Origin of the sequence: Aestuariispira insulae (assembly GCF_003385955.1) — a bacterium.
In the GTDB taxonomy this organism is placed as follows: domain Bacteria; phylum Pseudomonadota; class Alphaproteobacteria; order UBA8366; family Aestuariispiraceae; genus Aestuariispira; species Aestuariispira insulae.
This window is the reverse complement of sequence record NZ_QRDW01000001.1, coordinates 622,650-641,402: the sequence shown is the minus strand read 5'-3', so window position 1 is coordinate 641,402 and position 18,753 is coordinate 622,650. Positions and strand designations below refer to the sequence as shown.

Annotated in this window: 16 protein-coding genes; 10 read left to right on the top strand and 6 right to left on the bottom strand. The window is 53.6% G+C overall.

What is annotated here, in order from left to right; all coding sequences use genetic code 11:
• Positions 1–26 precede the first annotated feature (26 nt).
• The 8 genes from DFP90_RS03215 to DFP90_RS03180 all read left to right on the top strand — a co-directional run bounded on the left by DFP90_RS03215 (position 27) and on the right by DFP90_RS03180 (position 5,880).
• Entirely contained in the window at positions 27–500 is a 474-nt protein-coding gene (locus tag DFP90_RS03215) for a hypothetical protein (RefSeq protein WP_115934952.1), read from the top strand.
• A 106-nt stretch (positions 501–606) separates the two neighbouring features.
• Positions 607–954 carry a DUF1801 domain-containing protein gene (locus DFP90_RS03210; protein ID WP_181905159.1) on the top strand — a complete coding sequence of 116 codons (348 nt, stop codon included), beginning with the start codon at positions 607–609 and terminating at the stop codon, positions 952–954.
• 111 nt (positions 955–1,065) lie between these two features.
• Complete coding sequence (locus DFP90_RS03205) at positions 1,066–2,118, top strand: ankyrin repeat domain-containing protein (protein WP_147300923.1); 1,053 nt, start codon at positions 1,066–1,068, stop codon at positions 2,116–2,118.
• A gap of 98 nt (positions 2,119–2,216) precedes the next feature.
• Positions 2,217–3,332, top strand: a complete 1,116-nt coding sequence (locus tag DFP90_RS03200; protein WP_115934949.1) for a response regulator — start codon at positions 2,217–2,219, stop codon at positions 3,330–3,332.
• 88 nt (positions 3,333–3,420) lie between these two features.
• On the top strand, positions 3,421–3,960 hold the full coding sequence (locus DFP90_RS03195; RefSeq protein ID WP_115934948.1) for a DUF2975 domain-containing protein: 540 nt from the start codon (positions 3,421–3,423) through the stop codon (positions 3,958–3,960).
• 10 nt (positions 3,961–3,970) lie between these two features.
• Complete coding sequence (locus DFP90_RS03190; RefSeq protein WP_115934947.1) at positions 3,971–4,180, top strand: helix-turn-helix domain-containing protein; 210 nt, start codon at positions 3,971–3,973, stop codon at positions 4,178–4,180.
• 190 nt (positions 4,181–4,370) lie between these two features.
• Complete coding sequence (locus DFP90_RS03185) at positions 4,371–4,910, top strand: DUF2975 domain-containing protein (protein WP_115934946.1); 540 nt, start codon at positions 4,371–4,373, stop codon at positions 4,908–4,910.
• A 142-nt stretch (positions 4,911–5,052) separates the two neighbouring features.
• The gene (locus DFP90_RS03180) at positions 5,053–5,880 is read left to right on the top strand and encodes a MipA/OmpV family protein (protein ID WP_147300922.1); all 828 of its coding nucleotides are present in this window, start codon (positions 5,053–5,055) and stop codon (positions 5,878–5,880) included.
• A gap of 72 nt (positions 5,881–5,952) precedes the next feature.
• On the opposite strand, the gene DFP90_RS03175 is transcribed toward DFP90_RS03180, so the two are convergent.
• A complete protein-coding gene (locus DFP90_RS03175) occupies positions 5,953–7,488 on the bottom strand; it encodes a sensor histidine kinase (protein ID WP_181905158.1) in 1,536 nt (511 codons plus the stop codon).
• Between the two features lie 171 nt (positions 7,489–7,659).
• The gene (locus tag DFP90_RS03170; protein ID WP_115935505.1) at positions 7,660–8,073 is read right to left on the bottom strand and encodes a GFA family protein; all 414 of its coding nucleotides are present in this window, start codon (positions 8,071–8,073) and stop codon (positions 7,660–7,662) included.
• A gap of 392 nt (positions 8,074–8,465) precedes the next feature.
• Between DFP90_RS03170 and DFP90_RS03165 the strand changes: the two genes are divergently transcribed.
• Entirely contained in the window at positions 8,466–10,940 is a 2,475-nt protein-coding gene (locus DFP90_RS03165) for a methyl-accepting chemotaxis protein (RefSeq protein ID WP_115934943.1), read from the top strand.
• 58 nt (positions 10,941–10,998) lie between these two features.
• On the opposite strand, the gene DFP90_RS03160 is transcribed toward DFP90_RS03165, so the two are convergent.
• From DFP90_RS03160 to DFP90_RS03145, 4 genes are all read right to left on the bottom strand, one after another.
• Positions 10,999–11,577, bottom strand: a complete 579-nt coding sequence (locus DFP90_RS03160; protein ID WP_115934942.1) for a sortase domain-containing protein — start codon at positions 11,575–11,577, stop codon at positions 10,999–11,001.
• Positions 11,574–13,679: a marine proteobacterial sortase target protein gene (locus DFP90_RS03155; protein ID WP_181905157.1), complete on the bottom strand. Its 2,106-nt coding sequence runs from the start codon at positions 13,677–13,679 to the stop codon at positions 11,574–11,576. Before DFP90_RS03155 ends, DFP90_RS03160 begins: the two co-directional genes overlap by 4 nt.
• Before the next feature lie 124 nt (positions 13,680–13,803).
• On the bottom strand, positions 13,804–16,341 hold the full coding sequence (locus DFP90_RS03150) for a methyl-accepting chemotaxis protein (RefSeq protein ID WP_115934940.1): 2,538 nt from the start codon (positions 16,339–16,341) through the stop codon (positions 13,804–13,806).
• A gap of 105 nt (positions 16,342–16,446) precedes the next feature.
• Positions 16,447–17,364 carry a LysR family transcriptional regulator gene (locus DFP90_RS03145; protein WP_115934939.1) on the bottom strand — a complete coding sequence of 306 codons (918 nt, stop codon included), beginning with the start codon at positions 17,362–17,364 and terminating at the stop codon, positions 16,447–16,449.
• A 187-nt stretch (positions 17,365–17,551) separates the two neighbouring features.
• Between DFP90_RS03145 and DFP90_RS03140 the strand changes: the two genes are divergently transcribed.
• On the top strand, positions 17,552–18,745 hold the full coding sequence (locus tag DFP90_RS03140; protein ID WP_115934938.1) for an aminotransferase class V-fold PLP-dependent enzyme: 1,194 nt from the start codon (positions 17,552–17,554) through the stop codon (positions 18,743–18,745).
• The last annotated feature ends 8 nt before the right edge of the window (positions 18,746–18,753 follow it).

Here is an 18,753-nt window from a genome sequence, read left to right as displayed (position 1 = left end):
TCAACCATGTCGCGAAGGACAAGGGTGTGCGGATCAAACTCGCCAGCCGCGTTGTAAACCAGGTAGCACCCTTCGGGCGCAGGGACAGCATTCTGGCAGGCGCGACCCGGTTCAGTCTGGCAGATCAAGCGCAACGCTTTTTTGAAAAATTCATGGTGCTGGAGGAGTGCTTTGATCCGGCCCTGGCGGCGCTATATGCCGACGAGGCACGTGTGATTTTGTCCACGACCTCTGCCAGAGGGGTCGAGAGTCGGCAGGTGTTTTCCGGCTGTCAATGGAAATGGCGCCTGTCGCAACGGCTAGAGCAAGCAAAGGCTCTGGGCGATGGCAATCTCTATTCCGATATCAGTTACAGCCTGCGCGGCAATCGTGTGCATATCCGGGCGGATCGTTATTCCACGCTTGGCGGATACACGGATCACGGTTATTACATGATCCTTCAGGAAACGACCTCAGGACGTTTCCTGATCATGGAGGAATGCAGCCTTAAATTCACATGAAGGGCCACCCGTTACAATGACGAGAGTTCAGCCGCCGCCGGCCATCAGGGACCCGAAGGTGCAGGACGCATTTGACCAGGCAGAACCACCTGTTCGGGATCGCTTGATGGAATTGCGCGCCCTCATTTATCAGGTGGCGGCCGGTATACCTGAGGTGGGACCGTTGACGGAAACCTTGAAATGGGGCGAACCCAGTTATTTGACAGAAGAATCCGGCAGCGGGACCACGATACGGATCAACCGCGATAAAAAACGGGAAGGTGGTCTGGGACTGTACGTCAATTGCCAAACCAGCCTCTTAGGTGAGTTTCGCGCTCTTTATGGTGATCAGCTGGCCTTTGACGGCAATCGCGCTATTCTCCTCGACTGCAGGGACAGGCTGGCAGAAGAGGAACTTAGACACTGTATCGCTTTGGCTCTCACGTATCACCGGCGTCGCAAAACCGGCGGATAAGTGTCCAGATACCGTTGTTGTCTGGCCAAACTCAAACTTTTGGGCTATGTGCTGGTTCTCCGCCATTTCGCTCATTGCTTCAGGGCGTTTCACAAATTCATGAGAATGCGCGTGTCCAGGTCGATCCGTTTCATCGCAACAATATCCTTCTTTTTCTTCCTGACCGGCTGTGGCCTGCATATGGCAGGGCAAACGGATGGGAAGAATTCGAGGGCTGATAAAATTGTCCGGGAGCCATTGCCTGCGGGGGCATTGCTGGATAATCGTCCGGAGGAACTGGCTGCTGAGGCTCTAAAAAACGGAGATTTCCGTTTGATCCATGTGGGATATGGCTGGTACGAGACATCTCCAGGGGTGAATTGTGCTGTTTATCCGCTCTCGAGATCCGGGATCCGCCATGTTTTTCATCTGAGCTCACAGGAAACCGCAGAAAACAGAACCTATCGGGCGCAGGTTGCGGATTTCAGCCGACGCTACAACCACGCTGTGATCAGCGACGAAAGCTATCCCGACTATGATATCTGCTATCCGGCTGATGAAGGCTGGGTCAGTGGTCGTTCTTCGCCTTCCGAACTGGCGGAGTTTTTAGGCTGGAAAGGCGACCCTGGCCGTGTTGGTGAGGGCAGCAATTTACTGCGTGCCGCCCGTTTTGGTCATCTGCAGAAAGTCGAAGCTTTCCTGAAGCGCGGGGAAGATCCGGACCAGATCGATGCCTGGGGACTATCGCCTTTGAACTGGGCTAGTGGCCGGGGCAGAAAAGATATCGTCTCGGTGCTTCTGGCCCATAAAGCGGATTTCAATTTTGCCGGTGAGAGCCAGCCCGCGCGATTGCTGATAGGTCCAGAATCGTTGAATGCGAGCCTGCGCCTGGCATTGCTGGCCGATCACGTCGATATTCTCGATTTATTGGTCAGCCATATTCGTGAGCGGAAACAGGGATGTCAGGCGGAAACGATCCTTGCGCCCGCGGTCGTGATGGCTGCGGAATTGAACCGAGGCGGTGCCTTAAAAACCATCTTGCCAGCAAAAGAAGCGGAAACCATTTGTCCGGCGACCGGCAAAGCATTGCTGGAAGCGATTGCAATCGCCCAATCCAACAATCATGCGGTATTGGCAAACTGGTTGCAGGAACAGAGGGATCTGTGGCCGGATCAGGTAAAATAAGTAGCCTGTTCACGATTTATTAGCTCTTACTGTCTACCATCCAAGGTATATTGACCTGGGGCGGGTTCCATTCCGGGCCTGAAGGGAACAGTTATTGAATGTTGGCTGAAATTGAGTGTGAGACCTTAGGCAGGAAGCCGGTATTGTTGGCAGGCGGCGATCGTCGACAATTTGACAAGGTGCGGCCGTTTCTCAAACATAACTATGATATTTTTGTCGCAGAAGAAGGCTGGGAAGCCCTCGATCTGGCGGAGAAGCATCGTTTTTTTCTAATCGTGGTCGACAGTCATGTTCAGGGAATGGGCGGTTATGCTCTGGCCAGGAAACTGAGGGGACAGTTGCAAAAACGCCGTTCCGGTCTGATCATGATTGTCCGCGAAGAGGTGACCAAAGCCTGTGCCGCCGTGGAGGAGGGGCTTTGTGATGACTATATTCTCGCGCCCTATGATACCGGTTCGTTCCTGTCGAAATTCTGGCAGTTAAGCGATCTGATAACCGAGATGACCTGGGACCAACTGCCTGAACAGCAGAGATTATTCCTGAAACGTACCAAGGATTACTTTGACGGCATATCCCGCAATGTCGTCCGGGAGGGGTGTTTTGAGGCTAAGGCAGTTAACGATACCAAAGCAGAAGTCATCAATGCCACATTGAATGACAGTATCTTTGGGATACTCGATCTGCTCTGGAATTATCATCAGCATACCTATGTCCACTCCATTCGGTCCTGTGCCTTGATGGCGATTATGGGGGCTGCGATGGGCTTTTCCAAAGATGAAATGTCGATCCTGGCGGAAGGCGGTCTGCTGCACGACCTCGGCAAAATCCAGATTCCGAAAAATATCCTGGACAAGCCAGGAGCGCTGAACCCCAAAGAGGTGGAACTGATACGTGAGCATCCGCTATGGTCTGCCCGGTTCATCCGGGATTCGAAAGGACTGAGAGAGGAAGCTGCGCGGGTGGCCGAGCGCCATCATGAGCGCATTGACGGCAGCGGTTATCCCTATGGGCTGCGCGGTGCAGAAATAGATGAACTCAGTCTGGTGACAGGCATAGCCGATGTGTTTGCCGCGATCACGGAATCGGTTCCCTACCGCAGCGGACGGTCCATTGGCGGAGCCCTGGAAATTATGCGGGAGATGCGGGGGAAGAAGCTGGAAGCCGGCCTGTATGATAAATTTGAAGAGATTATGCAGGACCGTTTTTTGATGTAAATTTATCGAAAAACGATAAAAAAATTGACCCAAGATCATCTCGACGCTAATCAGGGCAGAGATATTCAACGATCTTGGGGGATCTTTCATGCCATCGCAGAAGCTGCGTCAGCTCATTTTGATTTTAAGGGTGCTGGTCTATCTGGTCATCCTGCTTCAATTGGTCGGGTTCGCTTCGACTTATCTCGCGGATGAGAAGATTTATCTCAAGATCGATGGTGAAATCTGGGAACAGCGTATTCTGGGGCTGTCGATCCCGCATCAGATTGTGATTGGGATTTACATGTTTATCCCCTCCGCCATTTTGATCGGAGGGCTTTTGCAGATTGCGGGCCTATGCAATCACTTTGCGGCGGGCGTGATTTTTTCCTCTGAGACGGTTCGGAATTTCAAACGTTTTGCCATGGCATTAGTGCTTCTGGGCATGGTGGATATGTTGATAACGCCCTTGTTGATTGGTTACTTGAAACTGGTCGATATCACACCTGCTTGGCCGGATGTGGATTTGTCGCTGGTGCTCGACCTTCTCTCATTGGAAGTGGTGATGGTCGGGGTTTTGTTCTTTGTCATTGCCCGCATTATGGAAACAGGGCTCGCCATGAAAGATGAAATGGAACTGACCGTATAGGATTTTATATATGGCAATTGTTGTAAATCTTGATGTTATGCTCGCCCGGCGCAAGATGAAACTGGGCGAACTGTCGGATATGATTGGCGTGACCAACGCCAATCTATCGATCCTCAAGAATGGTAAAGCCAAGGCGGTCCGGTTTTCCACGCTGGATGCGATATGCCGTGCCTTGGAATGTCAACCGGGAGATATCCTGGAATTTTCTGAAGAAGAATGACACTTATTCTTCAGGTGCGCAGTTATATGCGAATCTTATGATCAATCCAGGCCCTGAATATCCTTTCAACTGAAACGAATAAATTTGTTTACCAATATTTTTTTATCGAAAAACGATAAAAAAATATTGACCGTCGAACGAACTCAGCTTATTGAAGTTTCAACGATCAACGAAACTGGGTCATTCTCCGATGCGTGAACAGAAAATTGCACAATTGGTCAGCATTTTGCGCTGGATGGTGTATCTGGTGGTCATTGTTCAGATCGGTACGGTGGCAACACTGTTTTTATCTGATGACAAAATCTATTTTGTGATGGCGGATGGTATCTGGTCCCAACGTATTTCTACCCTGAATGCGGCGGATCAGCTTTTTGTATCGACCGTTCTAGTGATGCCGGTTGCAGTGTTTCTCTGGGGGGTTAGCCAGATTGCGCTGCTATGTAAATTGTTTGAAGCAGGCATGATCTTTTCTCTGGATGCCGTGCAGTCTTTTAAGCGGTTTTCGATCGCGCTGGTGATGGTTGCCCTGGCGCAGACCGCTGTTGTGCCGCTGTTGATCGTTTATCTGTATAACCGGGATGTATTGCCGGCGATACCGGAACCGGTGCCAGGACAGATCCTGTCAGTTCTCAGGGCGGATATCTTCCTGGTTGGGGTTCTATTCTGGTTGATTTCCAAGATTGTCGAAACGGTGATGGAGATGAAATCCGAATATGAACTTACCGTTTAGTAAAGGCTGATAGCCCCCGACCGGGCTTAAAAATCATCAAGTGAGTTAGTTAGCAGTAACGGGGAAACCGGCTTTCCACGACGGGATCTCTTTGTCGAAATTTTTTCGAAAGTGGAAAAAGAAAGTGGAAAAGGACAATGTTATGAAACTGAATGCATTGGGTGGGATCGCGCTTTTGGCGATCGGGTCTGTTAACGGGGCATATGCCGGTGAATTTTCCTATACCGTGGGGGGAGGGATGTTTGTGGCGCCCGATTATGAAGGCTCCGACGAATATGAAGGCGGGATCATGGCCGAGCTTGGTGTTGGTTACGAACGCGAACTTGATCCGAAGGAGGGCGAGACAGATTATTTCTTCGGACTGCAGGATGCATCCCTGAGTCTGAATAACGGACTTGATCTGGGTATTGCCCGGCTCTATCGGCCGGAAGGCATGTATCGCATGGGCCTGGGGCTTGGATATGGCGGCGGTCGAGAGGCCAGCGATAATAACGACCTGCGCGGCCTTGGCGATATCGATGACTACGCGGAAGGGGCTCTCACACTGGAATATTTCAGTCCGGATGAAGCCTGGAATGGTGGGCTGACTTTGTCACAGGATTTGAGTGGTGAAACCAGCGGTTCGACCCTTACCGGTTATGTCGGTTACACCTTCCCGGTGGCAGACAATATTACTTTGACCACCGCGGCAAACGTGGTCTGGGCCGATGATGATCATATGCAGGCCTATTTCGGCATCTCTGACCGGCAGGCCTCTAATTCTATTTACAGTCGTTACAGTGCCGGTTCAGGTCTCAAATCCGCGGGGGTTGATCTGACGTTGAACTGGATGTTTGCCGAAGATTGGGCCGTTATTGCCAATACCGGTTATACCCGGCTTTCCGGAGATGCAGCCGACAGTCCAATCGTCGACCAGAAAGGGAGCGAAAACCAATTCATCTCTATGGTCGGCGTAATGTACCAGTTCTGAGCGCGCATTCGGAACTGGCCAGTGGAAATCCCCGGGAGCACCCCCAAGCTTCCGGGGATTTCTCATAAAGGGTCAATCCTCCAGGGATCGCTCGGCAGGCAGGGAGACAGTGACAACAGTGCCCTGGCCCAGGCTGCTCTTCAGATCAATCCTGCCACCATGCTGTTCGATCATGGCCTTGACGATGGAAAGTCCCAGGCCAATGCCTTCATGCTCACGCGCGCTGCTGGTCTCCACCTTGGTAAAGGGCTGGAAGATGGTCGATTGCTTGTCAGGCGGGATGCCGATGCCATTATCCTGGACGGATATGATTGTTGCGCCGTTCGGTCCGGTGCCGGTGGTGACCCGGATCTCACCGTCAATGCCCGTGAATTTAACGGCATTGGATAAAAGATTGATGATGATCTGTTTCATCCGCCTTTCATCGGCAAGCACCAGAGGCAGGCTGTCACAAGTTTGAGTAATCAGCTTTATCCGTTTGTCCTTAGCGCGCCCCTGTATCATTGCAAGGCTCGAAAAGACCGTTTCATTAAGGCAGACAGGGCATTCTTCCAACTCCATGTTGCCGGATTCGATCTTGGACACATCCAATATGTCATTGATGATGCCCAGCAGCAGGGCACCGGATTGATGGATAGAGGCTGCATAATCCTGATATTTTGGATTTGAATGCGGCCCGAGCAAACAGTCCCTCATTGCTTCGGAAAATCCGAGAATGGCGTTGAGCGGCGTACGCAACTCATGGCTCATATTTGCCAGAAATTCCGATTTCGACCGGTTCGCCAATAAGGCGTCGTCACGGGATCTGATCGTTTCACGCTCGGCCCGCTTGCGGGCGGTGATATCCTGCATGATCGCAACGAAGACAGGTTTCCCATCCACGTTCATCATCTGCAGATGGACCTCCACATCATATAGGCTGCCATTGGAGCGTTGCTGAACGGTCTCAAATGTCTGCTTTTCCTGGCGTCGATGCTGCAAGGGTTCGAGCAGGAAATCAAAATCCTGGCGTTGCATCTCAGGCATGATCTCCAGAGGGGTCATGCGTTTCAGGCTTTGCAGATCATACCCAAGATTGCGCCGCGCCCCATGGTTGACCTCGACAAACCGGTAGGTTCGTGCATCAAAAACATAGATCTCGTTCAAGGATTTGTCGACGATATCGCCCAGCATCTCTTTGAGGGCCAAGGCGGATCTCCGGTCGCTGACATCTTTGTAGGTGGTTATGAACCCACCACATTCCAGCGGATTTCCTGAAATTTCAATAACGCGCCCCGACCCCAGAGTGCGTTCAAAGCAATGGGGCAGTCCTTTGCCGGCCAGGTCCAATCGTTCCCGGACCAGATTTTCGGTTTCTCCAGGCCCGTAATCCCCGCGTTCGGCATTGTACCGGAGCAGGCTTTCCAGAGTGGTGCCCGGCTGGACCAGCCATTCCGGCAGGTCAAGGATCTCCAGGACACGGTCATTGCTATAGGCCAGCCGATTATCCGGACTGAAAATCGTGATACCGTGATCCAGGCTTTCAAGGCCCTCGAGGATCAGATCCCATTTATTGTCTGGATAGGTTGTGCTGGCGGATTGCGCAGCCAAATCATTTAGCAAACTCATTCTTCCCCCAATGAAATTCATTCCCCCAAATGAATCGTTACTACCAGTGTAGTTTAATTGAAGGTCACTGCAACTGTTCAGATGTTGAAGATTGTATTTTTGCTATAAATGAGGGTCGGCGGGGGCGGTTGCCGGCCCCCGGCCAGCCCGGAAAAAATGGGTGTGGGCGGATCAGGTCTCCACAATCGCCCCAATCGATTCCAGAAATTCTCTTTGCGTTAACCGGGGGTGGTCCCCCTGGAAGGCGTATCCATCCGGCTTGCTATCCACATAGATCTCGCCAGAGAGCTTAAAGGGGCTTTTATCATCAAAGGCACCAACCCATACGATGGTCTGGCCTGTTTCCTTAAGCCGATAAAACAAATGCGTGCCACATTCCTGACAGAATCCCCGCTCGGCCCATTCAGAAGACTGATAGGCTTTTATATTCTCTTCGCCCTGGAAGGTTACTTTGCCGACTGCGACTGCCATGGCCGGACCGGACCAATGTCGGCAGGTATCGCAGTGACAGGCATGATAATGGGTTTCGACATCCTCCGCTTCGAATTTTACTGCGCCGCAGAGGCATTCTCCTGTCATTGTCATCGGTTCAATTTCCTTCTTTGTTTTCCTGTTGAATATCTCCGGCACCGTCAGTTCCTATTTTGGACCGAACTCATGATGGTCTGGACCATAGCCGAAAGCTACTGACAACATTCTGTCAGGATTATCGACATGGTAGAAATGGCGCATCTTTTGTTAAGGAATTCGATTCCCATCACCAGCTCCCCAAAAAATCCAGGACACCGGGAATTGCCTTGAAAAACATAAATATGTAGCAAACCAACTAATAATAATCCGGATAAGAGACTGAAAAACATCAATATCGTAATCAGGGATTTGTTAATGATTAGCATGCAATAATACAGAAAGGAGATGTGAGATTGGCTTTCTAGAAGGTTTGTGCGGGACCAGATTTTTATCGGGGGGAATTTTCGATGCTGTTAAACCGATTCAGGCTTTCCAAGAAGCTACCGTTGGCCATTGTTGGTCTGGTGGCTTTGGGGACTTTGGCCACTGCTTTATTTGCTGATTACCAGTCAAAACAGTTTTTGGTGGAGTCTTCGCAATCAAAGCTGATGGCACTTATGCAGTCCCGCCATAAGGCGATTTCCGACTATCTAGGGACGATCAATAGTGATCTGGAGATCATGGCGGCCACGCCCAATACCACCGAAGCGCTGCTGGCGTTTGAGGGAGCTTGGGATGTGATGGAAGGTGATCGGACCGCAACCCTCCAGAGACTGTATATTGAGGAAAACCCGCATCCCACCGGTGCCAAGGAAGAGCTGGATTTTGCCAATGACGGATCCGGCTATTCAGCCGTACATGCGCAATATCATCCCTGGTTCAGGACGTTTCTTCGGGAGCGCGGGTATTATGACATTTTCCTTTTCGATCTGGATGGCAATCTGATCTATACGGTTTTTAAGGAGCTGGATTATGCCACGAACCTGAATAGTGGTCAGTGGCGTGATACGGACTTGGGGAATGCGTTCCGGGCGGCTGCGGCCAATCCGCAACCAGGCTTTCAGGCATTCTTTGATTTTCAACCCTATGGGCCCAGTGCAGGCGCGGCTGCCAGTTTTATCTCAACGCCATTATTCTCCGATGGCAAACTGGCCGGAGTTTTGGTTTTCCAGATGCCGATTGATAAAATCAACGGCGTGATGCAGCAAACTGCGGGCATGGGGGAAACCGGAGAGACCTATCTGGTCGGCAGTGACAAACTGATGCGCAGCGCTTCGCGTTTCAGCGAAGAAAGCACGATTTTAAAAACTCGCGTCGATACAGATTCGGTCAGCCGGGCGCTGTCCGGTGAAACGGGAGTGCATGTCGCGGCAGACTATCGTGGAGAGATGGTTTTTTCAGCCTTCACCAGTCTAGAATTCATGGGGGCGAATTGGGCGATACTGGCGGAAATAGATGAAAGAGAGGTGCTCAATCCGATTGAGCAACTCCAAATTCAAGTTGCATTGATAGCGGTAGGGGTCCTGATCGTAACCGCGATAGCCGGCATCTTTGTAGGCCGCAATATCACAAGTCCGCTTTCACATATGACCGGCGCGATGAAGGAGCTGGCATCTGGCGATCTGGATGTCAGAATCCCGGCTCAGTCGCGGGAAGACGAGATTGGTGACATGGCCTCAGCGATGAAGGTTTTCCGTGATAATGCGATGGAAGCCCAGAATATGCGGGAGGCACAAAACCGGGAAAAGGAGCGCCTGAATCAGGAAACTCGGGAGAAAATGCTGCAAATGGCGGACAGTTTGGATAGTGAAGTCCAAGAGGCCGTCAGCCGAATAGAAGAGAAGACCGGCAGTGTTCAAGAAGTTGCCCGGAATATGAATTCGGTTGCGAAAAATACCAACAGCCAGATGACATCGGTCAATTCCTCGGCACAGCAGGCCACACATGGTGTTTCTGCCGTTGCGGCTGCGGCAGAGGAAATGGTGGCGTCCATCACTGAAATCACCCGTCAGGCCAAACGGTCCGCGTCCATTGCTGCCAAGGCCATGGAGGAGGCAGAACGGACCAACGGCACTGTCCGGGAGCTGGATGATGCTTCCCAGCGGATTGGCGATGTGGTCTCGTTGATTACCGACATCGCGGAACAAACCAATCTGCTGGCTCTGAATGCGACCATTGAGGCTGCACGTGCAGGGGATGCCGGGAAGGGCTTTGCGGTCGTCGCCAACGAGGTCAAAAGCCTGGCAACTCAGACCGGCAAGGCAACCGAGGAAATCGCGCAGCAGGTCAGCACGATCCAGACGGAAACCTCTTCTGCAGTTCAGGCGATTGCTTCCATTGGCGATACGATTAGTGAGATCAACAAGAGTATCTCGATGATCGAAAGCAGCGTAGAGCAACAGAATGTCGCCACAGAGGAGATCAGCCGCAATGCCCAGGAAACATCTGCCAATACCAATGAAGTGTCGGCTATCATCGGCGATATCTCTGGGGAAACTGCAAGCGTCGGTGAATTATCTGACAGTGTCCGGCAATCCATTGGCGAGATCGCCGGCCGAATGACGGATCTGAAGCAGAACCTGACCGTGATTTTGCGCGAGTCCTCTGCCGGAAACCGGCGTTCTTCCGAACGGCTGAAAGTGGATATGGCCGGCAAGGCCACACTGGCTGATGGAAGGGTGGAAGAATTCCGTATCCATGATTTGTCGCCCCATGGGCTCGGCCTTGAGCCACCACTTGATATTCCGATCGGCCAGGAGTTCAAGGTGACCTTGTCAGGGCATGAAATGTCGCTGGATACCCGTGTGATTGATCAGTCGGAACGGCGCAGCCATGTGGCATTTGTTGGTCCGCAAGAACAGCAGGAATGGGTGGCGAGCAATGTGATCGGCCGGATCGTGCAGCATAAAACCGCTCAACAGGCCCCCTTGGCGGCAGATTGAACGAAGGTCCTGCAGAAACGGGACCGTCTTGCCTTTGGGCCGCCGGTCCCGTCTTGCGTTAATGCTGCATCGAAACCCTCTCTATGACTTCACTGGCCAGGACCACATATCGGCCGGGGCCGCCGGCGAGAAGGGCGTCAAATGGATAACAGGTGACCAGGACCAGCTGGGATCCGTCTTCGGATGGGGACAGCATGATGTCTTTCACATTCCCGCTGATCATCTCGGTTACCTGATAATGCCGCACGTTCCCGCCGGCAGTTTCGAGCCGCAGCAGATCATCCTTTCTGATATCCCGCAGAAAGCGGAAATGCGTATCTCGATGGCCAAAAAGAACCGGCGCGTTATCTAAACCACTGGCAACCGGTCCGAACGCCAGGCTGCGGGCAGAAGGGTCATCCAATATGAATTGGTCGATGTCCAACCTAGCCATGGTCAGTCTGGCACCGGGATGAAAGTCGGCCCAGGGCCAGGGGCGCTGCTGCTCTCCAGTATCAATCTGTTTGTCCCAGGCCTGATGGATCAAAATGGGCGCGAGCCAGGCCTTGCCGGCGATCAGGGCGGCATTGCCAAGCTGCCAAACGCCGATACCTCCGAGCAGGGCAAGGACCGACCAAAGCCAGAAACGCTGTTTCATCGGGCGGTTCTCCGACCCAGAATGAGGAATGTAATCAGTGCGGTAAACAAGGCGGCAAATCCCAAAATCAGGTTCAGGGTCATAGGCGTTGCCGTGGCAGGACCCGCCAGTTGGCGTTGCTGCTTGAACATATCCAATCCCTTTGCCGCATTGGCCGAGAGCTTTTCTGTTTTCAGGTCTGTCAGATGCGGCCGAACCGGGGTTTTATCCACGGCAACGAAACTGGTATAGGGGCTCAAAATCGCATGGCTGAGAGCAACATCCAGAACAGAGAGCCGAATGGTCTCTTCAGATAGTCCATGTGCTTTCAAATCCATCAAAGCTTCTACTTTGCGTCTTGCCCATAATTTAGCGATGCCGGAGCTTTTTTGAGCATGCTTTACAGACAGGTATTCTTTCCAATCCCGGTTCTTGAAACGTCCCTGTAGGTTAAAATCGGCGTCTGTTACTTCCCGACGGCTGACAAAAACCACAGGCTCTCCGTCATAGAGATCCGGAATTTGAGGTGGAAAGCTCTCGGCGGGGGATGCGTCTGCGTTTTCCATTGTGACATCCGTCATTGATGGAAATTGCATCCGGCTAAACAGAGCATCCATCCGGTTCTCCGCTTCGCCAAGATTGGTGATCAGTGTATAGCTGCCCCGGCCGAATTCTGCCGCCTTGCGCATGAACCAGCCATTGGGCGCGGGGCCCAGGCCGACGGTAAAGAGGCGTGCCGATCCCAGATTTTCATGAACCAGCTGGAACAGTTCTGTTTCGTTGCCAACGGCACCGTCAGTCAGGAACAGGATTTGGCGCAGGGCATTTTCGGGCTGTTTATCCCCAAGCGCGCTGGCCAGGGGCGGATACATGACCGTGCCGTTATTGGCTTCCAGCCGGTCGATGAAACTGCGGGCATAGCGCAGGTTCTCCGGACCTGCCGGGCGGGATTCGCCAAATAGGCGCGTCATGGAATCATCAAACCGGATAATGTCAAAGTGATCCTCCGGGCGCAGTTGCGAGACGGCCTTTTGCAGGGAGGCCTTTGCCTGGCGGATGGAATCCCCCGCCATGGAGCCAGAAGTGTCGATGATAAAAGTGATGTCACGGGGCAAGGTTGTTTTATCCCTCTGGGCTTCTGCCGGCGGCATCACCATGGTCAGGATGTATTCTTCCTGGCCAGCGGTTTCGCTGAAGACCAAGGTTTGGGGACTGGAGCTCAATGCCATTTTCCAGCGCAGAACGAAATCCCGGTCTGCCGGCATTTCGCCATCCTTGAGGGTGATCCGGTAACGGCCGCCTTCGAGATGCAGGCTGTTAAATTGGTGACTGGGGCTTTCCAGCAGGGATAACTCCGTTCCCGCATCCAGATTGACGGTCATCCGTGTCGGGTTGACCGGTTTGGCATCATAGACGCCGGTTGCCGGGCCTGTGATGGGCTGTTCCATTGCGTTCCTGTCGGCGATGACGGTCGCCATATGTTCGGCGTCCGGCCTCGGGAAAAAGCGGGGGAGGACAACTGTCGGCAAGGTGGCGCTGAATTCCAGGCCAGTGCGTTTCACCAGGGATTGAAAGCGGATCTCGACAGAGATTTCCTCGCCCGGTCCGATATTGGCGATTTTGGTTGTGAAGACATTGGGGCGGTTCTGGCTGAGCAGGCTGGCGCGTTTGCCTTCAGCGACCGCGCGGGCATAGGTTCGTTTGGCCTGTTCCTTTTCCTGGATCTCACCTTCAATGCGCCTTTCCCCGATGATCAGGGTCATGCCGTCGACCGCAGCATCATCGGGTAAGGGGAATAGGTAGATCCCTTCAACCCAATTGCCACTGTCATTGCGGAAAGTCTGTTGAACCGTTCCGCGTAGAACGATGCCTGCGATATCCACTGTCATATCGCTTGACTGGGTGAGGGCGGGCGTAAGGGGCGCATCCTGGCCGGTTTCACGGAAAAACAGACCGAATTCCTGTTTGTTGTCGGTTGGAGAGGCCCCCAGGGCGGTCATGCTCCATAAGACCAGCAGGATGACGCCCAAGGACATGCCGGTTGCCATGCCGCATATGATCCGGCTGAGCCGTGGGCTGCATAAGATAGTGATGATTTTTCTATTCACCTTGCCAACAGACATGATCCACCTCCTCGATGCGCTGATGAGGAAGCTATTGGGCCTGGGCAACATGGCCGGATCGCACCGGAAAAGGGGCGATGATGAGATGAATTAGGACGATTTCAGGGCGCGAGCGCCAGCTATTTCAAGCTGTCTGCGGTGCTTCGCCCCCTTCGTCGGTAATGGAACCGGATTTGCCACCAACCAGGGCCTCCAGCTTACCGGTTATCGTAGAAATGCCCTCGGTGATTGCGGTTAACTGTTCGGCAAGGCTCAGGTTGTTGTCAGCCTGATGCTGCAGATCCTCCATGCTATCGGCAACCCGTGTGGTGCTTTCGGCGGCGATAGAGGATTTTTCTGCAACGCCGTCAGCGGCAGTGAGAACGGCCCCGATCTTGTCCGTGACCATGTTGCTGCGCTCGGATATCAGATCAAAGCTCTCCGCGATCTGGTGAGTAAAGCCTTCCTGTTCATCGACCGACTGCGCGATATGGCCGATCTCGGAATGCATTTCTTCGATGATGCCGGCAACCCGCTCGACGATGCCCCTCGTGTCGCCGGTCTTGGACTGAATTTCGGTGATCATACCGGCAATCTCGTCAACGGCCTTTGCGGTTTGCGCCGCCAGGCTTTTAACCTCGTTGGCGACGACCGCAAATCCCTTGCCGGCCTCACCGGCACGCGCTGCCTCGATGGTGGCATTCAAGGCCAACAGATTGGTCTGCCCGGCGATATCCTTGACCAGATCCAGCACGGCGGCAATCCGGTTGGTGGCATCATTAAGCCCTGTGACCGATGTGCCGGCCTGGGTGGCATCCGTTCGGGCGTCACTGGCGATCTGCAGTGCGCCGCCAGCCTGATTGCGGATATCCTGGATGCGGTTGGCCACCCGTCTTGCATTATCCTTGGCAGAATCCACCTGTTCGGAAACCTCCCGCGCGCTTTCATGGATCGCGTCCGCGCTGTCCTTCACCTCGGACGCGGCATTTTCGATGGCCTGGACACCGTCGTTGACCTGGCTTGTTTCATCCCGCGCGGTATGGATACGCTTGGCAGCGGTCGAGGATTGGCCACTCAGATCTGAAGAAATTTTGGCCAGACGGTCACTCATGGCGGCCAAGTCCCTTGTGCCGGTCGCGACGCCCTGGATCAGGTCATCCATCACCTGATTGTAGTAACGCGCCAGTTCACCGGATTCATCGCCCGCCGTTTCATCCAGGCGATGGCCAAATTCCGCGCGCCCTTCCGCCAGGCGGCGCAAGGCCGAGACCACTTCTCCGGTGCCGAGTTGGGTCTGGTGCTCGGCGACATTCAGCCCGACGGATTCATCCTTTTCCTTGACCCGCATGCCGCCGCCAATATTGGTGCTGTCGAGAATCTTGAAAGCGAGGAACGAAATACCGAACGCCCAGACAAAATTGAGGGCGACCCCCTCAAGCTGTACCAGAAACTGGGTGAAACGATCACCGGCCAGCATGGCTTCCGCTGAGGCGAAAATGGGAATGCAAAGCGTTCCCCAGACACCGGCAAAGCCATGAACCGAAACCGCGCCGACAACATCGTCCAGCTTGAACTGCCGTTCCAGCCATTCACCGCCCAGTGTGGTGATGGCGGCTCCGATCATCCCGATCCAAAGGGCACCATGGGTGGTGACGGCATCGCAGCCTGCGGTGATGGCCACCAATCCGCCCAGCAGGCCGTTGGCCATGCGCTCGGGTCGGAAATAGCCATGTTCCCAATTGGTGCGGACCCGGCGGAAGGGACTGGCGGATTCTTGAAGATAGTCATATTCGGCAGGCAGGGTGTAATCGAGATAACGGCCCAGCAACATGCCAACCAATCCGCCGGCGACTGCTGAAACAAAGGTATTCACGATGATATGGGCAAAGGCGGGAGTGCCTGCCGTTGTGCTGCCGCCATTAAAGCCGAACCAGCCGATCAGCAGGATAATCGCGCCAAAAATCGCCAGCACCGGATTATGGCCAATGAAGCGGATCGGCTTGCCATTTTCGTCAAATCGGCCCAGGCGCGGGCCCAGCACAATGATCGCGGCCAGCGCCACCCAGGCCCCGGTGGAATGGACCACAGTGGAGCCGGCAAAATCGATGAAACCCTGATCGGCAAGGAAGGCCGGATTATCGCCATTCAGCAGATTGCCCCATGACCAATGGCCGAAGACCGGATAGATGATAAGAGCGATAAGCAAGGTGGCGACCAGATAGCCCACGTAATTCATCCGTTCCGCCACCGCGCCCGAAACAATGGTGGCGGCCGTGCCGCAAAATGTGACCTGGAAGATGAAGAAAGTCAGCGTCCAGTCAGGTAAGGTGTCAAACGCAAACAGATCCCATTCCAGCCCGATGAAGCCGCCCATACTGTCGCCGAACATCAACATGAACCCAACCCCGCCAAAAACCATGCCGGATACAATCAGATCTGCCATGTTCTTCTGGGCCACATTGATAGAGTTTTTCGACCGGACCAAGCCTGCTTCCAGCAGGAGGAAGCCCCCTTGCATGCTCAGGACCAGGGCCGCAGCAACCATGGTCCAGACATGATCCAGGTTGCTTTGCACACGATCTGCCGCAGCCACCTGCTCTGCCAGGGCCGGCAGGGGAAGGAGCAACAAACCGATGAAAAGAAAGGGGCTGGCGGCGGGAAAGAGTCTTCGGGACGGACGCACAGGCAGATCCTCGCAAGTTTCTCACATCCCCCCAATAAGGTTCTTGCGATGAGTGTAGTCGTACGAGGTTAATCCATTACTAAGAATGCTATCAATCTGACTCTGTCAGAGCGAGAGGTTTGCGTCCCAATAGGGCCGGGGGCCAAATCTCTCAGCCAGGAAGTCGATGAAAACACGTACTTTTGGTGGCAGATACCGGCTATGCGGATAGATTGCGCTGACCGAAAGATCCTGCGGCATATAGTCGGTTAGGACCGGGACGAGGGCACCGCTCTGGAGATGTTCCGATGTTTCCCAGGTTGATTTCATCACCAATCCCTGGCCGGCCAGCGCCCATTGCAGCAATACTTCGCTATTGTTTGAATCCATGTTTCCCGCAACGGAATATTGCACCGCCTCGCCATTTTCCAAAAAGGTCCATTTGAACTGGCGCGAGCCGGGAAACCGCAGCAGCAGGCAGTTATGATCCGCCAGATCGGCGGGTGTTTTGGGGATGCCGTGTTTTTTCAGATAGTCCGGGGCCCCGCAGATATAGCGTGTATCGGGAGCCAGGGTCCTGGCAATCATGCTGGAATTATCAAGCTTGCCGACACGGATGCCGATATCCATCCCTTCCTCGACCAGGCTGACCATGCGTTCGGTCAATTGCAGGCGGACCTCCACATCCGGATAGTTTTCCATAAAATCCGGAATGATGGGGGAAACATGCATTTTGCCAAAAGAGGTGGGCATGGTGACCTTCAGAACACCTTTCGGAGCCTGTTTTTTTTCCGAAAGTGTGCTTTCCACTTCTTCGATCTGTTGCAGGATATGGACACAATGATCGAAATAGACTTGGCCTTCTTCGGTCATCTGCACCTTGCGGGTGGTCCGGTTCAACAGACGCACGCCAAGCCTGTCTTCCAGCTTGGCAATGCGGTTTGAGACCACGGCTGGCGACAAGCGCAAATCATGGCCGGCCCCTGAAAGAGACCCCAATTCCGCCACGCGGACAAAGACCGCCATATCGTTCACATCATGCATGACCGCACCTTTTATCAAGTAAAATTTGAAAGTAAATATATATTTTATATTATTCTATAATTGATGATTTACTGCGATATTGCAACCCGGTAAAAATTCGAGCCCCGCCACGGATCCCAGGATCCCAATGGCGTGGTATCCGACGATGGGTCGGACAGTAAAAAAGAGAAAAAGCGGGAGCGACCACATGTTGGTGACAACTCATCTTTTCACACCGGGACCTACCCATATGCCCGAAGCGGTCCGGCGCGCCATTGATGTGCCGCTGCAGGACCACCGGGCACCGGATTTTCATAAACTGGTTCTGCCGCTGCAGGAGGATTTGAAAAAAATCTTTCGGACAGAGAGTGGCGAAATACTGCTTTTTGCCGGTTCCGGCACCAGCGGCTGGGATGCGTCCCTCGCCAACTGCCTGTCACCGGGCGACAAGGTGCTGACCGCTTCTTATGGCCATTTTTCCGACCTCTGGATTGCCATGTGCAAACAGCACAAGCTTGAGGTCGAGGTGATCGAGGGCGCCTGGGGAGAGGCCGCCCCGATCGCCGAATATGCCAAACGCCTGGCGGCGGATACCAATCATGAGATTAAGGCGGTCCTGGTCTGCCACAATGAGACAGCGACCGGTGTCACCAGCGATGTGGCTGCTTTAAGGGCGGCCATGGATAAGGTGAACCACTCCGCCCTGTTGATGGTGGATGGTGTCAGTTCCATTGGCGCGCTGGAATTCCGGATGGATGACTGGGGCGTGGATCTGGCGGTCTGCGGCTCGCAAAAGGGCTTCATGATGCCAACAGGCCTTTGCATCCTGGGGGTCAGCCAAAAGGCGCTAAAGGCTTCTGAAGTGGCAGAAAATCCGCGCGGTTTCTTTGATTTCAAGGGGTTGTTAAACCAATATAAGGGCGGCTATTTCCCCTATACACCGGCAACCACTCTGCTGCACGGGCTGGCCCAATCCTGCCTGATGATCCTGGAAGAAGGGCTGGATAATGTCCATGCTCGCCAATTCCGACTGGCCGAAGGCGTGCGCCGCGCGGTTCAAGCCTGGGGCCTGGAATTATGTTCACGCCGGCCGGAGGTTCATTCCGATACGGTGACCGCCATCCTGGTGCCGGAAGGTTTTGACAGCAATGATGTGCTGAAAACAGCTTATAATGATTATAACCTGTCTTTGGCGGCGGGCCTGTCCAAGGTGGCGGGCAAGGTGTTCCGCATCGGTCATATGGGGGCGGTGGATGAGTTGATGCTGTTGGGCGCGCTCGCTACCACGGAAATGGTACTGAATGATGTCGGCATCAACGTGACACTGGGCAGTGGTGTGGTCGCCGCACAGAAATACTATCGGGAAAGTAAACAGGCAGAACCGCAAAAAGCGGTCGCCTGAGGGGAGAA